This window comes from Mycobacterium sp. DL, from assembly GCF_039729195.1.
Classification (GTDB): Bacteria; Actinomycetota; Actinomycetes; order Mycobacteriales; family Mycobacteriaceae; genus Mycobacterium; species Mycobacterium hippocampi_A.
The window spans coordinates 1420043-1440891 of record NZ_CP155796.1 but is presented as its reverse complement, the minus strand read 5'-3'; the positions used below and the strand labels follow the sequence as shown (position 1 = coordinate 1440891).

Here is a 20849-nt window from a genome sequence, read left to right as displayed (position 1 = left end):
GACCCGCGCGCTCGCGGGACGAGGGGTTCCGGGGCGACGGAGGCTAGCGGCGGCGCAGGGACAGGTGGAAGTCCTTGGGCATCAGCGTGAGTCGCTCGGAGACCTGCAGTTCATAGGTGGGGTCGGCGATCAGGTCGTAACGACGCAGCAGCACCGCAAGCAACAGCACGGCTTCGTGCAGCGCGAACTGGCGCCCGATGCACGATCGGGGCCCGGTGCCGAACGGCTTGTACAGGCCTGCGGGACGCGCCCTGACCTTCTCGGGCGCAAACCGGTCGGGATCGAAGGCGTCCGGGTCGGCCCCCCACTGCGGATCCCGGTGCAGCGTCCCGGTCAGCGCAAGCACCCAGTCGCCCTTGCGCATCGGGTGCACACCGGCGAGCACCGTGTCCGACCGGGCGGCCCGGTAGTAGCCGGGGACCGTCGGCTGCAGCCGCAATGCCTCGTCGAAAACCCTGCGGACGTAACGCAGCTTGGCGATCTGCTCGAAGCCCGGCCGGTCCTCGTCGCCCCACACCTCGGCGACCTCCGCCCGGGCCTTCTGCACCGCTTCCGGATGCCGCGACAGGTAGTACAACGCGAAAGACAAGGCACCCGAGGTGGTTTCATGGCCGGCGACCAGGAAATTGATCAGCTGGTAGCGGATGTTGGCCCGATCCAGATCGGAGACCAGCATCAGCTCCAGCAGGTCGTCATGCTGCCCCAGCCCGCCGCGCAGACGTTCGGCGATGATCTCGTCGGCGATCGCGTGCAGTCGGGCGGCATGGTCGCGCACCGGACGCTCCGCCCGCCGCGCGAAGAACTTCGGTAGGAACGTCTGCCTCAGCACGCCGACGCGGTCGGACCCCTTGAGCCCGGCCACCATGTGTTCGACGAACGGGTGCACCGCCTCGGATGCGAAGCAGCCGAACGGATGCCCCGCCGCGCAGCGTCCGATGGTCTCCAGGGTCACCCGGGTCGCGTCGGCCGACACCTCGACCGTCTCCCCTCGTTCGGCCCGGCCGTCCCAACGGGCAGTCAACTCGTCGGCGACGTCGAACATGATCGAGTGGTAACGCCGCATCGCCTGCTGGCTGAACGCGGGCATCAACACATCGTGAGCCTTCTGCCAGTTCGGCTCGTCGTTGTAGGCGGTGAACAGGCCGTCGCCGCCCAGGATGCGCAGCGCCTCGATGTCGGGGCCGACGTGCTTGCAGAAGCGGGTCTCGTCGCTGAGTTCGGCCACTGCTTCCGGCCCTGCGGCCACGACGTACCGCGCGCCCAGGAACCGGAACTCGAAGACCGGTCCGAGCTCGGCCAGCGCCATCGTCGACTGCGACGGAGTGTCCGCGCTGAAAGCCAGCACATCGCCCAACACCGGTACCCGTCGGCCCGGGTGTGGCAACGGCGGATAGGACCTGCGGTCGTCCACAGTGGTCATGTAGCCAGCCTCCGCCGCTGTTGTACATGTGTCAAGTAGTATGGGGTCCATGCCCAACTCCCGGCGCCGACTCTCACCCGACGATCGCCGCAACGAACTGCTCGCGCTCGGAGCGGAGGTGTTCGGCCAGCGGCCCTACGACGAGGTGCGCATCGACGAGATCGCCGAGCGTGCCGGTGTCTCCAGAGCGTTGATGTACCACTACTTCCCCGACAAGCGGGCGTTCTTCGCCGCCGTCGTGCACGCCGAAGGTGAGCGACTGTTCCAAGCCACCAACGCCCCGCCCGAACCCGGGCTCACACTGTTCGGGCAGGTCCGCGCCGGCGTCCTCGCCTACCTGCAGTACGACGAACAGCACCCCCACGGCGCCTGGGCCGCCTACATGGGGATGGGCCGGTCCGACCCGGTGCTGCGCGGCATCGAGGACATCGACAACGACCGGCAGGCCAACCGCATCATCGACCGCGTGAACGCCGCCGCCGGCGGCGAAATCGATTCGAAGGTCGAGAGGGATCTGCGCGCCACCATCTACGGCTGGCTGGCGTTCACGTTCGAGATGTGCCGTCAGCGGCTGATCGATTCGTCGCTGGACGCAGACCTGATCGCCGATCTCTGCGCCCACGGACTGCTCGACGCAGTCGCACGCGTGCCGGGAATCCCGCCGGTGCTCGCCGAGGCGGTGTCCACCGAGCAGCGTTGATCAGCCGCAGCGGGCGCGAAAGTCCTTCGCGGGCTGACGGATGCCCTGAATCTCGGCCCTCACCTGCGGGTTGGCATCCATGTAGGCCTGCAGCGCCTCGCGCTTCCCCTCGGGGGGAACATCTTTGAGCGAGGTGAAGAAGTCGTTGACCGGCGGGTGGGTGAACAGATAGACCGACGTCGCGGCGGTGACGCCCGACAGAACGCCCGCCAGATCTGCCGCCGTGCAGTTCGGTGGCGGTGGCTGAGCGGACACCGGTGCGCTGGTGCCGAGCAATACCGCGCCGGCGGCAACACCGGCCAGAAGCACCCGCTGCGCAAACGCTTTGTGCGACACCATCAATTGCTCCTCTGTCCGCCTGTTTGACTCATCGTCGGCCACCGCCTGGTCGACCCCCGCCGCCGCCAGGTCGATTCCCGGGCCGACCTGGTGCACCGATCCCCGGTCCGGGATCCCAATCTGCATTCAGATCGACATCCCAGTCCCAGCCGTACGCGTCGTTGCAGTACCAGTCATAGTCGCACGGATAAGGCACCGTGGGACCGGATCCGGTGGGACCGGATCCGCCCCCGCCGCTCACCGTCCCTTGCGCGCAGATGGTCGTTCCGCCGGAGCTGGTGCAGTCGGCTGCGGCAGTCGGCGCAACAGACAGCCCGGCGATCACCATGCCGGGTAGGGCAAGTAGGGAAAGTATCCGCAGCACAGCACTCCTGCTTTCATTCTGGGCCGAAAAGGGTTTTCTGGAACACGCCGTCATCGCCTGCCGCCCCCACCCGGACGATCACCGGGTCGGCCGGGAAGCCCGATGCCGGCTCCCGGATCGGCGTCGAGATCGAACTCCCAGCCGTAGGTGTCATCGCAGTAGTAGTCGTACTGACACGGATAAGGAACGGACGGACCGGAGTTGCCGCCGCTTCCGAAGGAGCAGATGGTGGTGTTCCCCTCGGTCACACAATCAGCCACGGCAGTAGGGGCGACGAGCAGTCCGGTGACCACCACAGCGGATGCGGCGAGAGCATAGATCGAGCGCATGGCGACACTCCTACTGCTGTGGTTCGCAATTCAAGCGTCTGCGAACCGACCGTGGGTCCACGGCGTACTGCTAGAAGCGTAGGAACCGGGTGCCGAGACCACATCCCCCACAACGGGTGAACGGCCCGAGGGGTGAGGACTCAGCCTTCGCCGTCAGCCGCCAGGGGTCCGGGGCCGGCGCCACAGCGGGCCCGGAAATCGACGGCCGGCTGGCGGATGCCGCTCAGATCGGCCTTCACCCGCGGATTGGCGTCCAGGAAGGTGCTCAGCGCTTCTCGCTTCTGGTCGCTGGGGACCTTGCCGAGGTTGGTGAAGAAGTCGTTGACCGGCGGATTCGTGAACAGATAGGCCGACGTGGCTGCCGTGACGCCGGACATGATGCCGGCCAGATCTGCAGCGGTGCAGTTCGGCGGCGCCGGTTGCGCCTGCGCGGGCACCGTGGCACCGAGCATCACTGCGCCGGATCCAACGGCCGCCAGCAGGATGCGTCGCGCGAAAGTCCTGTGAGACACCATTACTTGCTCCTCTGTCTGCATTGTTGAATCAGGCCGGGTCGGTCGGAGATCAGAACAGATCCCTGAATTGGTAGTAGTCGTTGCAGTAGTAGTCGTACGTCTGGGCGCACTCGTAGGGCAGCACAGGGCCGGTGTCACCTTGCTCTCCGAAGGAACAGAAAGTCTGGTTTCCCGTGGTGGTGCAGTCGGCTGCAGCCGTGGGTGCCCCAAAAACGAGACCGGCGAACGCCAGAAAAGGAACGGCAAGAACGTACGGCAACCGCATATCGACCTCCTACGTCGTCCCCCTCGCGAACGTGGTCGTTGCGAGAACTCACCGGCGAGCCGCGGCTAGCTGAAAAGAGCCTATGAAGCGGGACGCTACGCACACATCCCCCACAACGGGTGAAATTGACGAAGCCGCCAGGAAATGCCTTCACCTAGGGCCTTCACTGTCGGTACTCTGCGAGTTGCCTGGGGCAACCGCCCGGTCCGGCTTCCCTTAGAGTCGGGCCGGCGTGGTCGCCCCAGGCGTCACGTCACGTCACCGCTTTCCCACGCGGGCACGCGCGCGGCGTAGAGGCGACATCACACTGCGAAACGCAAACATCGCTGCGACAACCATCGCCAGCACCAGCACCACAAACAACGGCAGCCACACATTCCGGGCGTGGTCGACGTTCCACCAGACGATGGTGAACAAGACCGTGTTCAGGAACATCACGATGTCGCGCCAGCCGGTGGCGTGGGTGTACACCGCAGCGCGCAGTTGCCTTCGCTTGGCGCTGGCCTCGATGAGATCGTCGATCCGATCCATGATGCTCTGACGCAGCGCAGCCTTTCGCGCCTCCTCCTCGTCGGGAAGCAACTCGAGGAGCTCGAAATCTTCTCTGATGCCACTGCGAAAACCCAAACCACCCATTGCTTCTCCTCCCAACAGAGCCAGCAGCGAGCCACCGAGTACCGGTAAGGCACCCAGTGCCAATGTGCCCATTCCCGACATGCCGCTGTCACCTTCCCGCGAGCCACGAGTGCCAGCACGCTACTCGCAAGTCCGCGGCCGAACATCCTCATTCCCCCGTTCTGGGGGTCGACTGCGACCACTTCGCGGCCGTAGCGTGCCATCACACCGACTTTGGGGAGCGCCATGGCAGGCAACGATTCGTGGAAGACACCAGCGGCACTGGCGATCCCGCCGGAGGGCTATTTCGAACTCGAGAGGGGACGCTACGGTCCCACCTACCCGCGGACACCGGCCTGTTACGGCTTCTCCATCATCGCCAAGGTGAAGGACGGCTGCGAAGAGGCCGTGCGCGCCTACGGCAAACAGATCGAGGAAACGATCGCAGCGAGTCCCGAGGCTTTAGCGCCGCTCAAGTTGCACTACTTGCGGTGGAATCTCTTCGACATCGGTTCTGGTCTGCACTTCCAGTACATGGGCATCTTCGACACCGATTTCGACAAGTACACCGAGGACGCCATCAGGCTCTTCAGCGCCACCGGGATCACCACCGTCTTCACGAATCTGGAGGGCTTTCCCGAGGATTGGAAGACGAACCCGGAGGCGTTCATCGAGTTCGTCCGCGCCCACCAGTGTCCGAGCTTCCTCGAGTACGGCGAGTATCCCTACGTCACAGCGGATGAGATCAAGAAGGCCCTTCGCTTGAAGGCGGCGTTCTCGGACATGCTCGACCAGATGCAGTGACGCTCGAACTCGACGACATCCAGCACATCCTGCTGACCAGGACGCCCGCGATGACGGGGCGCTACGAGTTCCTGACCTTCGACACTGCCGACGGCGGGCGCGCCTGGCTCACCGGGCTGCTCGACACCGTGCAGTCCGCGGCTGAGGCGACAGAGACCATGGACGACTCCCGGCGTTGGATCACGCTGGCGTTCACCTGGACTGGACTGCGTGCGCTGGGTGTTCCCGAAGATTCGCTGGCGACGTTTCCCGACGAGTTCCGGGAGGGAATGGCCGCGCGCGCCGACATTCTCGGTGACACCGGCACCAGCGCACCACAACACTGGGTGGGCGGACTGGCCGGTGACGACGTGCACGCCATCGCCATCCTGTTCGCCCGGGATGACGACGAACATCAACGCTGTATAGGCGAACACGACAAACTGGTCGCTCGCTGCGATGGCGTCCGCAGCCTGTCCCATCTCGACCTGAACGCCAACCCACCGTTCAACTACGCCCACGACCACTTCGGTTTCCGCGACCGGCTGTCCCAGCCCGTGATGAAGGGTTCAGGTGAGGAGCCGACGCCCGGGTCGGGTCCTGCGCTGGAGCCGGGCGAGTTCATCCTCGGCTACCCCGACGAGGACGGGCCCGTGCAGAACCTTCCCGAGCCACAGGCACTTTCGCGCAATGGCAGCTACATGGCCTATCGCCGGCTGCAGGAGCACGTGGGACTGTTCCGCGAATATCTGTCCGAGAACGCGGACACTCCCGAGGAGCAGGAACTGCTGGCCGCCAAGTTCATGGGCCGCTGGCGCAGCGGCGCTCCCCTGGTGCTCGCCCCCGACGCCGACGACCCCGAACTCGGCGCCGATCCCATGCGCAACAACGACTTCACCTACAAGGACATGGACCCCCACGGCTACGCCTGCCCGCTCGGTTCCCATGCCCGTCGCCTCAACCCTCGCGACACCGCCCACAACATGAACAGGCGGCGGATGATCCGCCGTGGCGCCACCTACGGCCCCGCGCTGCCCGACGGGGCACCCGAGGACGGGGTGGACCGCGGCATCGCCGCTTTCATCATCTGCGCCAGCCTGGTGCGCCAGTTCGAGTTCGCGCAGAACGTCTGGATCAACGACAAGTCCTTTCACGAACTCGGCAATGAACACGACCCGATCTGCGGGGCTCAGGACGGCACCCTCGATTTCACCGTGCCCAAACGGCCGATCCGGAAGGTGCACAAAGGGATTCCCGCATTCACCACGCTCAGCGGCGGCGCGTACTTCTTCCTGCCGGGCGTCAACGGCCTGCGCTACCTCGCGACACTCGGCAGTTAGGGGACGACCATGACGCGCCCACCACGTACCTACAACCAGGATCACGTCGCCCGGCCCGACAACGGCCGACGCCGGATCAGCATCTACTGGACCTGGAGTTATCCCTGGGAGGCTCAGCGGGATCCCGCGGCAATGGCGAATCGCTTCTCCACCATGACCGAGGTCCGCAATGTCGTCTACCCCGCCTACGAGAAGCCCGAGTTCGAAGCGGACAGATTTCTGCAGGGCATCGCCGGGACGCTGGAACTCTTCCACCGATCGACGTTGTCGTTCCAGGACGTCGCCGGGGAAGTCACCGGGCATTCCGTCGCGGTGTTCCAACGCGTCGATCAGGCCGGCTACCCGCAACCGATCGACGAACGCATCCTGGCTGACACCGACACCCTGATGGTGTTCGGGCTCGACCATCTGACGTCGGGGTTGGAGGTGACCGATGACGAGATCGGCGCCCTCCGCCAATGGTTGCGCCGCGACGGCACCTGCCTGCTGCTGGCACCGCACCACGATGTGGGCTTCACCGACGACCTCGCCCAACGGCAGATGGAGTACGAACATCACGGCGACCGCCTGGTGCCGCGGCAGCAGCGGTTCAGTCAGTACACCCGCTCACTCATGCGCGCCCTGGACGTTCCGGTGCACAACACCTGGGGTCTTCGCCCGGCAGTCGTCGACGGCACCACAGCCATTGCGCCGCTGACCACCTTCCGCGATCTCGACGACCTCAGGCTGCTCGATGGTGTGCCGACACTCAGTTTCCACCAACACCTTCCGCACTACGCGCTCACCGCTCCCGAGAGCGACGCTCTTCGGGTTCTGGCCCGGCAACGAGTCGACCCCCACCGCCCACACCCTTTCACCGCCGAAGGAAACAGCGAGTTCAACGCGCTGATCTGGATGCCTCCCCAGGACGATCGCGCCGGTGACATCCTGCTCATCGACTCCACGCATTTCACCACGCTGTTCGGCGGCACCGAGAGCCTGCGCAATCTGTGGCGGAATCTGGCGAGAATGACCGGGCACTGAATCCGGTCAATCTGCCAGCAGGCCAACCCTTCTCGCCTCGGACACAGCTTCCGCACGGGACTTCACCCCGAGCTTTCGGTAGATCGAGGTCGCCTGACTCTTGGTGGTCTCCCGGCCCACCACCAGTTCGTCGGCGATCCGCTGCAGCGAGAAGTGGGTCGCCAAGTACGGCAGCAACCTCAGCTCAGCGGCGGTCAACGGGCGGGCTCCGCCTGCGGCCATGGCCCGGACCCGGTCCACGCGCTGCAACAGCGCCACCGCATCGGGTTCACGTCGGCGCGCCCGTTCTGCGGCATCGAGGTGCGTGCTCAGCAGCTCGGGGTCCTGGATCACCGCGGCCGTCCACGCCAGCAAGCCGTGACCCATGAGAGCGGTGCGCCCTGCCAGATGTCCCAGTCGGCCCAGCAGTTTCTCGGTGATGCTCACCGACTCCCGCGCACCGGCGCTGTCCCCGACGCGGGCACTCATGACCGCACTGACGGCGTACACCACCACCATGGGGACGACGTCACACAGATCGTATTTGTCAGCGATCGTCCGAGCGGCGTCGCTGGTCGCGACGGCGCCCTCGTCATCGCCGCTACCGAGATCCATCAGGGCCAAGTGCGCCAACGCGGCAGCCTGGAAACCGGGGATGTCGTCGGTGACCGGCAGGGCGGACTCGAGCAGGGTGCGCGCGCGAGAGACGTTGCCCAGCATGGACTCGGCCGCTCCCTTCATCACCGTCGCCGCACCCCACCACGGATTGACCAGGTGGTCCCCGGCGGCCAGCACCACATCGGCGTGGCGGATCACGTCATTGACCCCATTCACCCCGATCAGTGAACTGATCAGCGCGGCAGCAACTTTCACCGACGGGGTGCCGTCTGCCAGCGGCTGTCCGGTATCGGCGCGGTGGGCGAGCATCAGCGACCGCTGAATCAGCTCCGCGTCGCCGGTGGTGACACCGAGCCAGGCGCGGGCCACCGCCGCGTCGGGGTGCTCGGCGAAGGTTCGTGCGTCCAGCAGCGCCAACCGCCGGGCGAGGACGCCCGCGCGACCGTCGAAACCCAACCGGACAGCCTCTCGGTTCACCAACGCCGCCGCGCGGGCCCGGTCGTCGGCGTCGAGCGCCTTGAGCAGAGCACTTTCGATATCGCCGGAGCGCTCCAGCAGTTCAGCCGCCCGAGATGCCACGTGCCGGAACCGCCGACGCGCCGTCACCCGAAATCGGCTGCGGAGCACATCTCCGAACAGACGGTGGTAGCGAAACCAAACCCGTTGCTGATCAAGGGGTATCAGGAACATGTTCCCGGAACTCCACAGCGACTCCAGCATCTGACCGGAGTCGTCACGCTCGAGCACCGCATCGAGTTGCTCGGCGCAGAACCGGTCCAGCACCGACGACTCGAGCAGGAAAGTGACGGTGTCGGGGTCGAGTCGTTTCAGCACCTCCTCGACCAGGTAGTCGACGACCACACTTGTTCTCCCGGTGATGGATTCGACCGGAACACCATCCCGCAGCGCCATGGCGACCAGGACCAACCCTGCAGCCCAGCCCTCGCACAGGTCGACGACGGCAGTGGCGGTGGCCTGGTCGAGCGGTGTGCCCACCGAGGCGAGCACAGCCGCGGCTTCGTCGCTGGAGAAACGCAGTCCGTCGACACCGATCTGGATGACACGCTGCTGCAGTCGGCGTCTCGCCAGATCCAGCGGCAGTTGGAACCGCCCGAGAAGGGCCACCGTCGTGGACAACGGAACCGCGTCGATCAACACCTGCAGCGCGCCCACCGCGTCGGGAGCGTTCACTTCGTGGGTCTCGTCGAGCACCAGAACCAGCGGCCCGCTCGTCGCGAGGAGTTGGACCACGGCGGGCACCAGGTGTGTGAGCGGGCAACGGCCGGGACCGCGCAGATAGCGCAGCACGCCGTCGTCGCCCCCGCGCAGCTCGACGACGGCGGTGGCGATGTGCAGCAGGAGGTGGACGGGGTCCTCGTCGAGGTAATCGAGCCGCACCCAGGCGAACGGGCGCTCGTCCGCGTCGTCCCACAGTGCTGCCGCGGCGGTCTTCCCGTAGCCGGCGGGCGCGGTCATCACCACCAGGTCGCCGCCGGCGGCCTTCTGCAGCCGATCCAGCACCGCGGGTCGGGCGGTGACAGCGCCGCCGATCCGCGGTCGACCGATTGTGACCGCCGGAATGTCCGGCTGCCAGTCCCCCGCCACCACAGCTGAATCTTAAGCCCTGACCTGCACAAAGGTGCCAGTTCGAGCAGCGGCGGGCGCCCCGCAAACTCCGGTGCTCCCGACCGCGTGTCGGTGGGTGGGGGCACCATGGACACGTGCCCGCTTCCGTCGACCCGTTGTCACGCTTCAGCCCGCTGACGCGTGAGTGGTTCTCGGGCACGTTCGTCGAGCCCACCGCGGCGCAGGCGCAGGCCTGGAATGCGATCGCCGACGGCGACAACACGCTGGTCATCGCCCCGACGGGGTCCGGGAAGACGCTGGCGGCGTTCCTGTGGGCGATCGACCGCCTGGCGCAGACACAGGACGACACGAAGAGCACCCGGGTGCTCTATGTCTCGCCACTCAAGGCGTTGGCCGTCGACGTGGAGCGCAACCTGCGCACCCCGCTGACCGGAATCTCCCGCATCGCCGAACGCACCGGGCAACCTCCGCCGAGCATCAGCGTCGGCGTGCGCTCCGGGGACACCACGCCCAAAATGCGCCGCGAACTGATCACCAGACCGCCCGACATCCTGATCACCACCCCCGAGTCGCTGTTCCTGATGCTGACCTCCGCGGCCCGGGAGACGCTGGCCAACGTGCAAACGGTCATCGTCGACGAGGTGCACGCCGTCGCGGCCACCAAGCGTGGCGCACACCTCGCACTGTCGCTGGAGCGTCTCGACGCGCTGCTGGACCGGCCCGCCCAGCGGATCGGTCTGTCGGCGACGGTCCGCCCACCCGAAGAGGTGGCCAGATTCCTGTCCGGCGCCGCGCCCACCACTGTCGTCGCGCCGCCGGCGGCGAAGACCTTCGACCTGACCGTGCAGGTTCCGGTTCCCGACATGGCCAATCTGGAGAACAACTCCATCTGGCCCGACGTCGAGGAACGCATCGTCGACCTGATCGAGGCCCACAACAGCTCGATCGTGTTCACCAACTCGCGACGGCTGGCCGAGCGACTGACCGCGCGGCTCAACGAGATCCACGCCGAACGCACCGGCACCGAACTCGGCGGGCCCAACCCCGGGGTGGCCGGCGGCGCGCCCGCCCACGTGATGGGAAGCGGGCAGACGTTCGGCGCCGAGCCGATCCTGGCGCGGGCCCACCACGGCTCGGTCAGCAAGGAATCCCGCGCCGAGGTCGAGGACGCGCTGAAGACCGGGCGTCTCAAAGCAGTGGTCGCGACGTCCAGCCTTGAGCTCGGAATCGACATGGGCTCAGTCGATCTGGTGATCCAGGTGGAAACACCGCCCTCGGTCGCCAGCGGACTTCAGCGGGTCGGCCGGGCAGGGCACCAGGTCGGCGAGATCAGCCAGGGTGTGCTGCTGCCCAAGCACCGCACCGATCTGATCGGCTGCGCCGTCAGCGTGCAGCGGATGCTGGCCGGCCAGATCGAGACCATGCGGGTACCGGCGAATCCTCTCGACGTGCTCGCGCAGCACACCGTCGCGGCGTGCGCGCTGGAACCGATCAACGCCGACCAGTGGTTCGACACAGTGCGACGCAGCGCGCCGTTCGCGACCCTGCCGCGCAGTGCGTACGAGGCGACACTGGATCTGCTGTCGGGCAAGTACCCGTCGACGGAGTTCGCCGAGTTGCGCCCCCGCATCGTCTACGATCGCGACTCCGGCACCCTGACCGCGCGTCCCGGTGCGCAACGGCTGGCGGTCACCTCCGGCGGCGCGATTCCCGACCGCGGACTGTTCACCGTCTACCTCGCGTCCAGCGCCGACTCCGAAAAGCCCTCGCGGGTCGGTGAACTCGACGAGGAGATGGTCTACGAATCCCGCCCGGGTGACGTCATCTCGCTGGGTGCGACGAGCTGGCGGATCACCGAGATCACCCACGACCGGGTGCTGGTCATCCCCGCGCCCGGCGAACCGGCACGGCTGCCGTTCTGGCGCGGCGACGGGGTCGGCCGACCCGCCGAACTGGGGGCGGCGATCGGCGCGTTCACCGGGGAGCTGGCCCGGCTCGATCGCGGCGCGTTCGAGACTCGTTGCCAGCAGGTCGGTTTCGACGCTTTTGCCATCGACAACCTGTGGCAGCTGATCGACGAGCAGCGGACCGCGACCTCGGCCGTACCGTCGGACACGACCCTGGTGGTGGAACGTTTCCGCGACGAGCTCGGCGACTGGCGGGTGATCCTGCACTCCCCCTACGGGTTACGTGTACACGGTCCGCTGGCGCTCGCGGTCGGCAAGCGACTCTACGAGCGGTACGGCATCGACGAGAAGCCCACAGCCTCCGATGACGGCATCATCGTCCGATTGCCCGACACCGACGACACCGCCCCCGGCGCCGACATCTTCGTGTTCGACCCCGACGAGATCGAACCGCTGGTCACCACCGAGGTGAGCGGGTCGGCGCTGTTCGCCTCCCGATTCCGGGAGTGTGCCGCCAGGGCGCTGCTGCTGCCGCGCCGCCACCCCGGCAAGCGCTCACCGCTGTGGCATCAGCGCCAGCGTGCGGCGCAACTGCTCGACGTCGCCCGCGGATACCCCGACTTCCCGATCGTGCTCGAGGCGGTGCGCGAATGCCTGCAGGACGTCTACGACGTGCCGACGCTGATCGCGCTGATGGGGCGCGTCGCTCAGCGGCGGGTGCGACTGCTCGAGGTCGAGACGCAGACACCGTCGCCTTTCGCCGCATCGCTGCTGTTCGGCTACGTCGGGGCATTCATGTACGAGGGCGACAGCCCCCTTGCCGAACGCCGCGCCGCCGCCCTGGCGTTGGACCCCACGCTGCTGGCCGAACTGCTGGGCCGGGTGGAACTGCGCGAACTCCTCGACGCCGATGTCGTCACCTCGACCCACCGGCAGTTGCAACACCTGACCGAGGAACGCTTCGCCCGTGACGCCGAGGGCGTGGCGGACCTGTTGCGGATGCTGGGGCCGTTGACCAGCGACGAGATCGCGCAGCGATGCACGCAGACCGACGTCGGCGGCTGGCTGGAGGGCCTGCTGACGGCCAAGCGGGCAGTCACCGTGTCCTACGCCGGCAAGAGTTGGTGGGCGGCGGTCGAGGACATCGGACGGCTGCGCGACGGCGTGGGCGTCGCGGTCCCGGTGGGCGTGCCGATGGCGTTCCTCGAGCCGATCGTCGACCCGCTGGGTGAGCTGCTGTCACGCTATGCCCGCACCCGCGGGCCGTTCACCACGGTCGAGGCGGCCACCCGGTTCGGCCTGGGACTGCGGGTGGCCGGTGATGTCCTCGGACGACTGGCGGCCGACGGCAAACTGATGCGCGGCGAGTTCATCGATGCGCCCACTGATTCCGGCAGCGTGGACCAGTGGTGTGACTCCGAGGTGCTGCGGATTCTGCGTCGCCGCTCGCTGGCTGCGTTGCGTGCACAGATCGAGCCGGTGAGCACCGCTGCGCTGGGCCGCTTCCTGCCCGCGTGGCAGCAACTCGGTGGTGACGCGGTGTCGGGGGTCGACGGGCTGGCCGCCGTGATCGACCAGCTCGCCGGGGTGCCGATGCCCGCCTCGGCGGTGGAGCCACTGATCTTCGGCCAGCGGGTGCGCGACTATCAGCCGGGCATGCTCGACGAACTGCTCGCCTCCGGTGACGTGGTGTGGTCCGGCGTCGGCGCGCTGTCGTCGGCCGACGGCTGGGTCGCGTTCCACCCCGCCGACACCGCGGCGCTGTCGTTGGCGCCGCCCGCCGACATCGAGCTCACCGACGTCCACGGGGGTGTGCTGGCCGCCCTCGGCAGCGGCGGCGCGTACTTCTTCCGGCAGCTCTCGGTCGACGGCGCCAGCACCGAATCGCTGAAAGAAGCTCTGTGGCAGCTGATCTGGTCAGGTCATGTCGGCGGCGACACGTTCGCCCCGGTGCGCGCCCTGCTGTCCGGAACCAGGGGCTCGGGTGCGCGGCGGCCGGCCACACCGTCGCACCGGCATCGTCGGGCGCCGCGGCTGAGTCGATACAGCATCAGCTCCGGCGCCCATCGCGATTCCGACCCCACGGTGGCGGGGAGGTGGTCGGCGCTTCCCGTCGCCGAGACGGACACCACCGTGCGGGCGCACTACCAGGCCGACCAACTGCTCGCCCGTCACGGCGTACTCACCAAAGGAGCGGTAGCCACCGAGAACATCCCTGGTGGGTTCGCCTCGATGTACAAGGTGTTGACCGCGTTGGAGGATGCGGGTCGGTGCCAGCGTGGCTATTTCGTCGAGTCGCTCGGCGGTGCGCAGTTCGCGACCGCCAGCACCGTCGACCGATTGCGCACCCACGCGGACAGCATCGACGACAAGCAGGGCGCCCTGCGGACCATCGCCCTGGCGGCGACTGATCCGGCGAACCCGTTCGGGGCGGCCCTGCCGTGGCCGGCGCGCGGCGCAGACGCCGACACCGCCCATCGGCCCGGTCGCAAAGCCGGGGCATTGGTGGTGCTGGTCGACGGCGAATTGGCCTGGTTCGTCGAACGCGGTGGGCGTTCGCTGCTGAGTTTCACCACCGACGCCGAAACCTCCAATGCGGCCGCGGCGGCGCTGGCCGAATTGGTCACGCGACAAAGGGTTCCGGCGCTGCTGGTGGAGAGGGTTGACGGTGTGCCGGTGCTCGAGGCACGCGATTCGGTGGTGTCGGCGTCATTGACGCAGGCCGGGTTCGCCAAGACGCCGCGCGGGCTGCGGCTGCGCTGATGCCTGAAGGCGACACCGTGTTCCGCACGGCCACCAAACTGCGGGAGGCGCTGGAAGGCAAGGAGCTGACGCGCTGTGATGTCCGGGTGCCGCGGTACGCCGCGGTGAACCTGGCCGGGCAAAAGGTCGACGAAGTGCTCAGCCGGGGCAAGCATCTGTTCATCCGAGTGGGAGCGGCGAGCATCCACTCACATCTGAAGATGGACGGGGCGTGGATCATCGGCCGGGTTCGAGCGCCGGCCTACAAGGTGCGAATCGTTTTGGAGACAGCGGACTCCCGGGCATCGGGCGTCGACCTCGGAGTGTTGGAGGTCCTCGAGCGCGCCGTCGACATGGATGCTGTTGCACACCTGGGCCCGGACCTGCTCGGCGACGACTGGTCGGCCGAGACGGCGGCGGCCAACCTGATGGCCGACCCATCTCGACCGCTGTCCGAGACGCTGCTGGATCAGCGGGTGATGGCCGGCGTCGGCAACGTCTACGCCAACGAGCTGGGGTTCGTGTTCGGGCTGCGGCCGGGGACCGCGGTCGGTGCGCTGACCGACCCGTTGCGGGTTGTCACCCGCACCCAGCAGATGCTGTGGGCCAATCGATCACGGATCAATCGCACGACCACCGGCAACACCCGCCCCGGCCAGGACGTGTGGGTGTACGGACGCGCAGGTAAGCCGTGCCGTCGGTGCGGCACGCCCATCGAGACGGATCGCGGCGGGGAGCGCATCACCTACTGGTGCCCCACCTGCCAGCGCTGACCCCACTTCGCCCCTCTTCGCCGAAACTGTATTCCACGCGGCAACTTGTGGATAACTAGCGCGCTGCAAGCAATCTCGGCGACTTTCTGTCGGTGCTGATTTCGACCATGCATCCATGGGAGAGCCAGTCATCGGTACAGAAGCCGTCGCCGACGGGATCGTCACGAGCCATGGACTCAGGCGACGATACAGACCGATCTACCCGAATGTGCACGCCCCCGAGGGAAACCTCACGCTGCGCGACCGGACGATCGGCGCCTGGCTCTGGTCGCAGCGCACGGGAATCGTCACAGGGTTGGCGGCAGCCGCGCTGCACGGTTCCCGCTGGGTCGATGACGACATCGACATCGAGCTGATCTTCAATTGCACGCGACCTCCCCGGGGCATCATCGCCCGCAACGAGCGCATCGGCTCCGACGAGTGGCAGCAACTGGCGGGAATGCCGATAGCGACTCCGGCACGCACGGCATTCGATCTCGGGCGCTTCCGCACGCACGACGCGCTGGGCCGCCTCGACGCGTTGATGCGGGTCCAGCCGTACCCGGTCGACGACGTCATGCTGCTCACCAAGCGCTACAAAGGGGCTCGCGGAGTGGCACGACTGAAAGCGGTGCTGCCGTTCGTTGATGGTGGCTCGATGTCACTACCAGAATCGTGGTGGCGCAAGCTGGTCATCGATGCCGGGTTCCCGGTGCCCACGACGCAGATACCCGTCTTCGACGAGCATGGCCTCCCGCTGCGGGTCCTCGACTTCGGCTGGGAGAACTTCAAAGTCGCGCTCGAGTACGACGGCGACCAGCACCAGTCCGACCGCGCGCAGTACCTCAAGGATCGGCGTGTCCTGCCGAAACTCGCGCAGCTCGGCTGGCACGTGAGGACCGTCGTCAAGGAGGACAATCCCGTGCACGTGATCGAGGAGCTACGCGACGCGATGACGCAGCGCGGGTGGCGCGGTCGAATCACGATCCCCAGGTACGCATACCGCGACGCTCACGCCGAAACTGCACTCAGCGCGCTCAAGTACGCGTAAAGCCCACGTGGAATACAGTTTCGGCGTTGAGGCCGCAGGGCTAGACCGTGCAGCCGACGCCGGCGACGTCGGTGGCGATGACGCACGCCGACGGATTCGACAGCTTCCAATCGCCGTCCTGGTTGACCCAGTAGATGTTGTGGGTCTTGGTACCCCAGATCGGGATCGTCACCGCGATCTGCGCGTCGAGTCGATCACCGTTGAGCACCGGGTTCTGCACCTGCCAGTTGACCATGCCGCCATAGGTGTTCAACCGGTTGGCGATGTTGTCGGCGGTCGGCACAGCAGCCTGTCCGCCTGCCAGCTTGGCGGCGCGCTGGTCCGCGGGTGCCCCGGTGTTGAGCACCTGCTGCAGATCAGAGGTCAACTCCCCGGCGCTGGGTACCGCCGGCTGAGCCATCGCGACCCCCGCTCCACCAAGAGCACCTGCCGCCAAAATCGTCATCGCCGCGAACGCAGCACGCATCAACACATTCCCTTCCGAACATTGCCCGACCAACGCAGACTTCATCACGCCCGCATCGATCCGACAAGACCTACGTCCGGGCCCCCAAACGCCGAAACGGTATTCCACGCGGAGAATCTTGCTGGATTCCCGCACGGAATACCGTTTCGGCGGAGAACGAAAGGGACCCTAGAAGGGCAGGGCGAACTTCACGATCTTGCGCACCACGGTCCCGAACTGATGCGGCAGGGAGCCCTTGTTGTAAGGCACGCCGTAGCGCTCGCAGATCTCCTGCACCTTGGGCGCGATCTCCGCGTGCCGGAACGCCGGGATGTCGGGGAACAGGTGGTGTTCGATCTGGAACGACAGGTTGCCGCTGAGGATGTGGAACAGCTTGCCGCCGGTCAGGTTCGCCGACCCGAGGATCTGGCGGAAGTACCACTGACCGCGGGTCTCGGCCTTGGTCTCCTCGATCGAGAACTCCTGCACATCCTCGGGGAAGTGCCCGCAGAAGATGATCATGTACGACCACACGTTGCGCACCAGGTTCGCGGTCATGTTGCCCGTGAAGACCCACGGCGCGAACGGTCCGGCCAGCAACGGGAACGCCACATAGTCCTTGAGCGTCTGCCGCTTGGTCTTGGCCCAGATGCCCGACAGGATCTCCTTCTTGTCCGTCAGGGTGATCTCACCGGAGGCGATCTTCTCGCTCTCCAGTTCGTGCAGCGCGACGCCGTACTGGAACAGCACCATCAGCAGGAACGCATACACCGGGTTGCCCAGGTAGTAGGGCCGCCACCGCTGGTCCGAGCTCATCCGCAGGATGCCGTAGCCGATGTCGCGGTCCAGCCCGACGATGTTGGTGTAGGTGTGGTGCATGTAGTTGTGCGAGTGGCGCCACTGGTCGCCGGGGCAGGCGTTGTCCCACTCGAAGTTCTTGCTCGAGATGTTCGGGTCGCCCATCCAGTCGTACTGGCCGTGCATGACGTTGTGGCCGATTTCCATGTTGTCGATGATCTTCGACAAGCTCAGCATCGCGGTGCCGGCCAGCCAGAACGGCGGGAAGATGCCACCGAAGAGCAGTGCCCGGCCGCCGACCTCGAGGGTGCGCTGCGCCTTGATCATCCGCCGGATGTAGGTGGCGTCGCGTTCGCCGAGGTCGGCGATGACGCTTTCCTTGAGCTCGTCGAGCTCGCGGCCGAACGCCTCAGCCTGCTCGGGGGTCATGGTGATGGTGCGTCCCCCGACCGTCTTTTCGAGGGTCTTGGCCTGGGGTTGGGTCGTGACAGTCATTGGAATCTCCGTTTCTGTCGAGGTCTGAAGGGCTTTAGAGAGCGATGTCGACGTCGCCGACGGGGGTGGTGATGCAGAGCTGCACGTCTTCTTCTTCGGCGCTGGACACCGCGCCGGTGATCACGTTGCGCACCGCGCCGCTGGTCTTGCGGCGGGTGCAGGAGAAGCAGATGCCCATCCGGCAACCGCTTTCGGGCGTCAACCCGGCGGCCTCGGCCTGATCGAGCAGCGGCTTGCCGTTGTCGGTGATCTCCACGCCGCTGTCGGCGAAAGTCACTCGGCCACCGGAGGATTCACCGGAGAACACCGGCGGAACGAAGCTCTCCGACGCCGCGTCCGGGCGCAGCGACCGCACCGCGTCGACCAGCTCCGGCGGCCCACACACGAAAACGTGGTCGGCATCGGGCAGGGCCGCGTCGAGGTGCTCGGAACCGAAGCGGCCGTCCAGGTCAGACCCGGCCGTCGTCCGGCTGTAGCCGTGCAGCACCGTGACGTTCGGCATCGCGCGGGCGATGTCGGCGAGTTCGTCGCGGTAGCACGCCTCTTCGGCAGACCGGGCGTAGTGGACGAACGCCACGGCTCCGGTGTGCCGCCGCGCTCGAAGCGTGCGCAGCATCGACATCACCGGGGTGATGCCACTGCCGCCGGAGACGAACAGCAGGGAGCCGGTCCCCGAGGGCAACGTGAAGTCGCCGCCGACGGAGTCGAGGCCGACGACCATCCCGACGCGGGCATGCTCGATCAGGTAGGTGGACACCAGCCCGCCGTCGTGGCGGCCGATCGTCAGCTCGACGAGCCCGTCGGTTTCGGCGTTGGCCGGCGAGTACGGTCGGGTGCGACGGCGACCGTCGATCTCGACCGAAAGGTTGATGTGCTGACCGGCGCGGAACCCGGTGAACGCACGATTGGGTTCGAGTGTCAGCGTGACGCTGCGGGGGGTGGTACGCCGTACCCCGACGATCCGGGCGCGGGCGTCGCCGCGCGTCCAGGTGGGGTCGACCAGCTCAGTGAAGCGATCCACGCCATGCGGACCGGTGAGCAGATCCAGCAGTGTGGACCGCCGAACTCGCTTGGTCAGAGTTTCAGTGAACATGTGTACACCATTGCGTGACGGACTCTCCACGTCAATGGATGCACAGAGGTTGTGGTAGGTTTCACAGCCAGTGAACAGTCGTACGCCCAGATCACACTCGGACGGTTCGGGCAGGTCGGGACGGTCGCGGTCGAGGACGTCCTCGCGCGGCCAGGTAAGCGATGACAAAGAGTCGCTGACCAGGGACCAGCGCAAGCAGGCCACTCGACGAGCGATCGTGGAAGCAGCGCTGCACCTCCTCGCCGAGCAGAGCTTCAGCGCGCTGAGCCTGCGTGAGGTCACCCGCGAAGCCGGTATCGTGCCCGCGGCGTTCTACCGGCACTTCGACTCGATGGAATCCCTCGGTCTGGTCCTGATCGACGAGTCCTTCCGGACCCTGCGAGACATGTTGCGCGGGGCCCGCGCGGGCAAGCTCGATCCGAACCGGGTGATCGAGTCGTCGGTGGAGATCCTGGTCGACGGCGTTCAGGGCCGCCGCGAACACTGGCGCTTCATCGGGCGCGAGCGCTCCAGCGGCGTGGCCGTGCTGCGCTATGCCATCCGCACCGAGATCCGACTCATCACCTCCGAACTGGCCATCGACCTGGCCCGCTTCCCCGGCTTGAACACGTGGAGCAGCGAGGACCTCAACATCCTGGCCAGCGTGTTCGTCAACTCGATGATCCTGATCGCCGAGTCGCTCGAGGACACCACCGATGCCGACCACATCCAGGAGATCAAGCGCATCGCCATCAAGCAGCTGCGGATGATCACCGTCGGCGTGGCGGGCTGGCGCAGCAGTTAACGTGACGGCCATGGCGTCCGTCCTCGAAGTGACACATCCCCGGCCCGAGATCACCGTCCTGACGCTCAACCGGCCGGACAAACTCAACGCGTTGACCTACGAGCTGGTCGAGGAACTGCACACCGCGCTCGATGCGATCGCCGTCGACAACACCTGCCGGGTCGTCGTGCTGACCGGCGCCGGTCGCGGATTCTGCTCGGGCCTGGACCTTTCGGCCCCCAATCCGGCGGAAGCCGGCGGCGGCACCGAGTTCCCGCGCTCGGGGATGCGGTGGCAGGAGCGCATCGCCGACCTCACCGCGAAGATCCATCGCCTGCGCCAGCCCGTGATCGCGGCCGTCAACGGCGTCGCCTACGGCGGTGGCTTCGGCATCGCACTGGCCTGCGACATCCGCATCGGCACGGCGTCGACGCGATTCTGCACCCAGTTCATCAAGCTCGGGCTCGGCGGATGCGACATCGGGGTCAGCTATACGTTGCCCCGCGTCATCGGGGCCGGGCCGGCATTCGACTTGATCCTGACCGCGCGGGCGGTCGACGGCGAGGAAGCGCTTCGGCTGGGCATCGTGTCCCGGCTCGCCGAGAACGTCGTCGACGAGGCGCTGGCGATCGCCGAAACACTCTGCGGTTATGGAAAATTCGGCCTCGAGTCGACCAAGCAGGTGCTGTGGGCCAACGTCGACGCAGGCAGCTTGGAAGCTGCTCTGCACCTGGAGAACCGCAGCCAGATCCTGGCATCGACGAGCGGCGAGATGCGCGAGGCGGCCGCTTCGGTGCTGCGCAAGGACTAGACGGCCAAGCTGCCGGAAGGACTAGATGCCGAAACTGTATTCCACGCGGGATTTTTCGCCGATAGCCCACGTGGAATACAGTTTCGGCGCAAGAGGGGCGCGAAAAGAGGGGGTA

The 20849-nt window shown here is 66.8% G+C and carries 20 protein-coding genes; 9 read left to right on the top strand and 11 right to left on the bottom strand.

Annotated elements, in window-relative coordinates; translation table 11 throughout:
- Nucleotides 1-43: 43 nt before the first annotated feature.
- Nucleotides 44-1420 (bottom strand): cytochrome P450, encoded by a 1377-nt coding sequence (locus ABDC78_RS07000; RefSeq protein ID WP_178361045.1) that lies wholly within the window; start codon nt 1418-1420, stop codon nt 44-46.
- A gap of 49 nt (nt 1421-1469) precedes the next feature.
- Here ABDC78_RS07000 and ABDC78_RS06995 point away from each other — a divergent pair, with 49 nt between their 5' ends.
- Nucleotides 1470-2120 (top strand): TetR/AcrR family transcriptional regulator, encoded by a 651-nt coding sequence (locus ABDC78_RS06995; RefSeq protein ID WP_178361046.1) that lies wholly within the window; start codon nt 1470-1472, stop codon nt 2118-2120.
- Here the strand turns inward: ABDC78_RS06995 and ABDC78_RS06990 are convergent, their stop codons facing one another.
- From ABDC78_RS06990 to ABDC78_RS06965, 6 genes are all read right to left on the bottom strand, one after another.
- The gene (locus tag ABDC78_RS06990; RefSeq protein WP_178361100.1) at nt 2121-2459 is read right to left on the bottom strand and encodes a heme-binding protein; all 339 of its coding nucleotides are present in this window, start codon (nt 2457-2459) and stop codon (nt 2121-2123) included.
- A gap of 28 nt (nt 2460-2487) precedes the next feature.
- Nucleotides 2488-2787, bottom strand: a complete 300-nt coding sequence (locus ABDC78_RS06985; RefSeq protein ID WP_256736352.1) for a hypothetical protein — start codon at nt 2785-2787, stop codon at nt 2488-2490.
- An 86-nt stretch (nt 2788-2873) separates the two neighbouring features.
- On the bottom strand, nt 2874-3152 hold the full coding sequence (locus tag ABDC78_RS06980; protein ID WP_178361047.1) for a hypothetical protein: 279 nt from the start codon (nt 3150-3152) through the stop codon (nt 2874-2876).
- Nucleotides 3153-3292: 140 nt separating this feature from the next.
- Nucleotides 3293-3667 (bottom strand): heme-binding protein, encoded by a 375-nt coding sequence (locus tag ABDC78_RS06975; protein ID WP_178361048.1) that lies wholly within the window; start codon nt 3665-3667, stop codon nt 3293-3295.
- A 49-nt stretch (nt 3668-3716) separates the two neighbouring features.
- On the bottom strand, nt 3717-3932 hold the full coding sequence (locus tag ABDC78_RS06970) for a hypothetical protein (RefSeq protein WP_178361049.1): 216 nt from the start codon (nt 3930-3932) through the stop codon (nt 3717-3719).
- Nucleotides 3933-4190: 258 nt separating this feature from the next.
- Nucleotides 4191-4649, bottom strand: coding sequence for a hypothetical protein (locus ABDC78_RS06965; protein ID WP_178361050.1), 459 nt, complete (start codon nt 4647-4649; stop codon nt 4191-4193).
- A 144-nt stretch (nt 4650-4793) separates the two neighbouring features.
- Between ABDC78_RS06965 and ABDC78_RS06960 the strand changes: the two genes are divergently transcribed.
- Genes ABDC78_RS06960 through ABDC78_RS06950 form a run of 3 tightly spaced genes read left to right on the top strand, consistent with a single transcriptional unit; the run spans nt 4794 to nt 7693 of the window.
- Complete coding sequence (locus ABDC78_RS06960; protein ID WP_178361051.1) at nt 4794-5351, top strand: hypothetical protein; 558 nt, start codon at nt 4794-4796, stop codon at nt 5349-5351.
- Nucleotides 5348-6670, top strand: a complete 1323-nt coding sequence (locus tag ABDC78_RS06955; RefSeq protein ID WP_178361052.1) for a peroxidase — start codon at nt 5348-5350, stop codon at nt 6668-6670. The genes ABDC78_RS06960 and ABDC78_RS06955 overlap by 4 nt, the downstream gene beginning before the upstream one ends.
- A gap of 9 nt (nt 6671-6679) precedes the next feature.
- Nucleotides 6680-7693 (top strand): hypothetical protein, encoded by a 1014-nt coding sequence (locus tag ABDC78_RS06950; RefSeq protein WP_178361053.1) that lies wholly within the window; start codon nt 6680-6682, stop codon nt 7691-7693.
- A 6-nt stretch (nt 7694-7699) separates the two neighbouring features.
- Here the strand turns inward: ABDC78_RS06950 and ABDC78_RS06945 are convergent, their stop codons facing one another.
- Nucleotides 7700-9898 (bottom strand): LuxR C-terminal-related transcriptional regulator, encoded by a 2199-nt coding sequence (locus tag ABDC78_RS06945; protein WP_178361054.1) that lies wholly within the window; start codon nt 9896-9898, stop codon nt 7700-7702.
- 113 nt (nt 9899-10011) lie between these two features.
- On the opposite strand from ABDC78_RS06945, the gene ABDC78_RS06940 reads away from it, so the two are divergent.
- The 3 genes from ABDC78_RS06940 (at nt 10012) to ABDC78_RS06930 (ending at nt 16329) form a co-directional block, all read left to right on the top strand.
- A complete protein-coding gene (locus tag ABDC78_RS06940; protein ID WP_178361055.1) occupies nt 10012-14547 on the top strand; it encodes an ATP-dependent helicase in 4536 nt (1511 codons plus the stop codon).
- The gene (gene nei2, locus ABDC78_RS06935) at nt 14547-15299 is read left to right on the top strand and encodes an endonuclease VIII Nei2 (protein ID WP_178361056.1); all 753 of its coding nucleotides are present in this window, start codon (nt 14547-14549) and stop codon (nt 15297-15299) included. The genes ABDC78_RS06940 and nei2 overlap by 1 nt, the downstream gene beginning before the upstream one ends.
- Before the next feature lie 115 nt (nt 15300-15414).
- Entirely contained in the window at nt 15415-16329 is a 915-nt protein-coding gene (locus ABDC78_RS06930) for a hypothetical protein (RefSeq protein ID WP_178361057.1), read from the top strand.
- A gap of 40 nt (nt 16330-16369) precedes the next feature.
- Here ABDC78_RS06930 and ABDC78_RS06925 read toward each other — a convergent pair whose 3' ends face one another.
- From ABDC78_RS06925 to ABDC78_RS06915, 3 genes are all read right to left on the bottom strand, one after another.
- Nucleotides 16370-16795 carry a hypothetical protein gene (locus ABDC78_RS06925; protein ID WP_178361058.1) on the bottom strand — a complete coding sequence of 142 codons (426 nt, stop codon included), beginning with the start codon at nt 16793-16795 and terminating at the stop codon, nt 16370-16372.
- Between the two features lie 168 nt (nt 16796-16963).
- A complete protein-coding gene (locus ABDC78_RS06920) occupies nt 16964-18067 on the bottom strand; it encodes an acyl-CoA desaturase (RefSeq protein ID WP_178361059.1) in 1104 nt (367 codons plus the stop codon).
- A gap of 34 nt (nt 18068-18101) precedes the next feature.
- A complete protein-coding gene (locus ABDC78_RS06915) occupies nt 18102-19160 on the bottom strand; it encodes a ferredoxin reductase (RefSeq protein ID WP_178361060.1) in 1059 nt (352 codons plus the stop codon).
- A 70-nt stretch (nt 19161-19230) separates the two neighbouring features.
- Between ABDC78_RS06915 and ABDC78_RS06910 the strand changes: the two genes are divergently transcribed.
- Together ABDC78_RS06910 and ABDC78_RS06905 are read left to right on the top strand one after the other, a co-directional pair.
- Complete coding sequence (locus ABDC78_RS06910) at nt 19231-19944, top strand: TetR family transcriptional regulator (protein WP_178361061.1); 714 nt, start codon at nt 19231-19233, stop codon at nt 19942-19944.
- 10 nt (nt 19945-19954) lie between these two features.
- Nucleotides 19955-20734 carry an enoyl-CoA hydratase-related protein gene (locus ABDC78_RS06905; protein ID WP_178361062.1) on the top strand — a complete coding sequence of 260 codons (780 nt, stop codon included), beginning with the start codon at nt 19955-19957 and terminating at the stop codon, nt 20732-20734.
- Nucleotides 20735-20849: the final 115 nt, after the last annotated feature.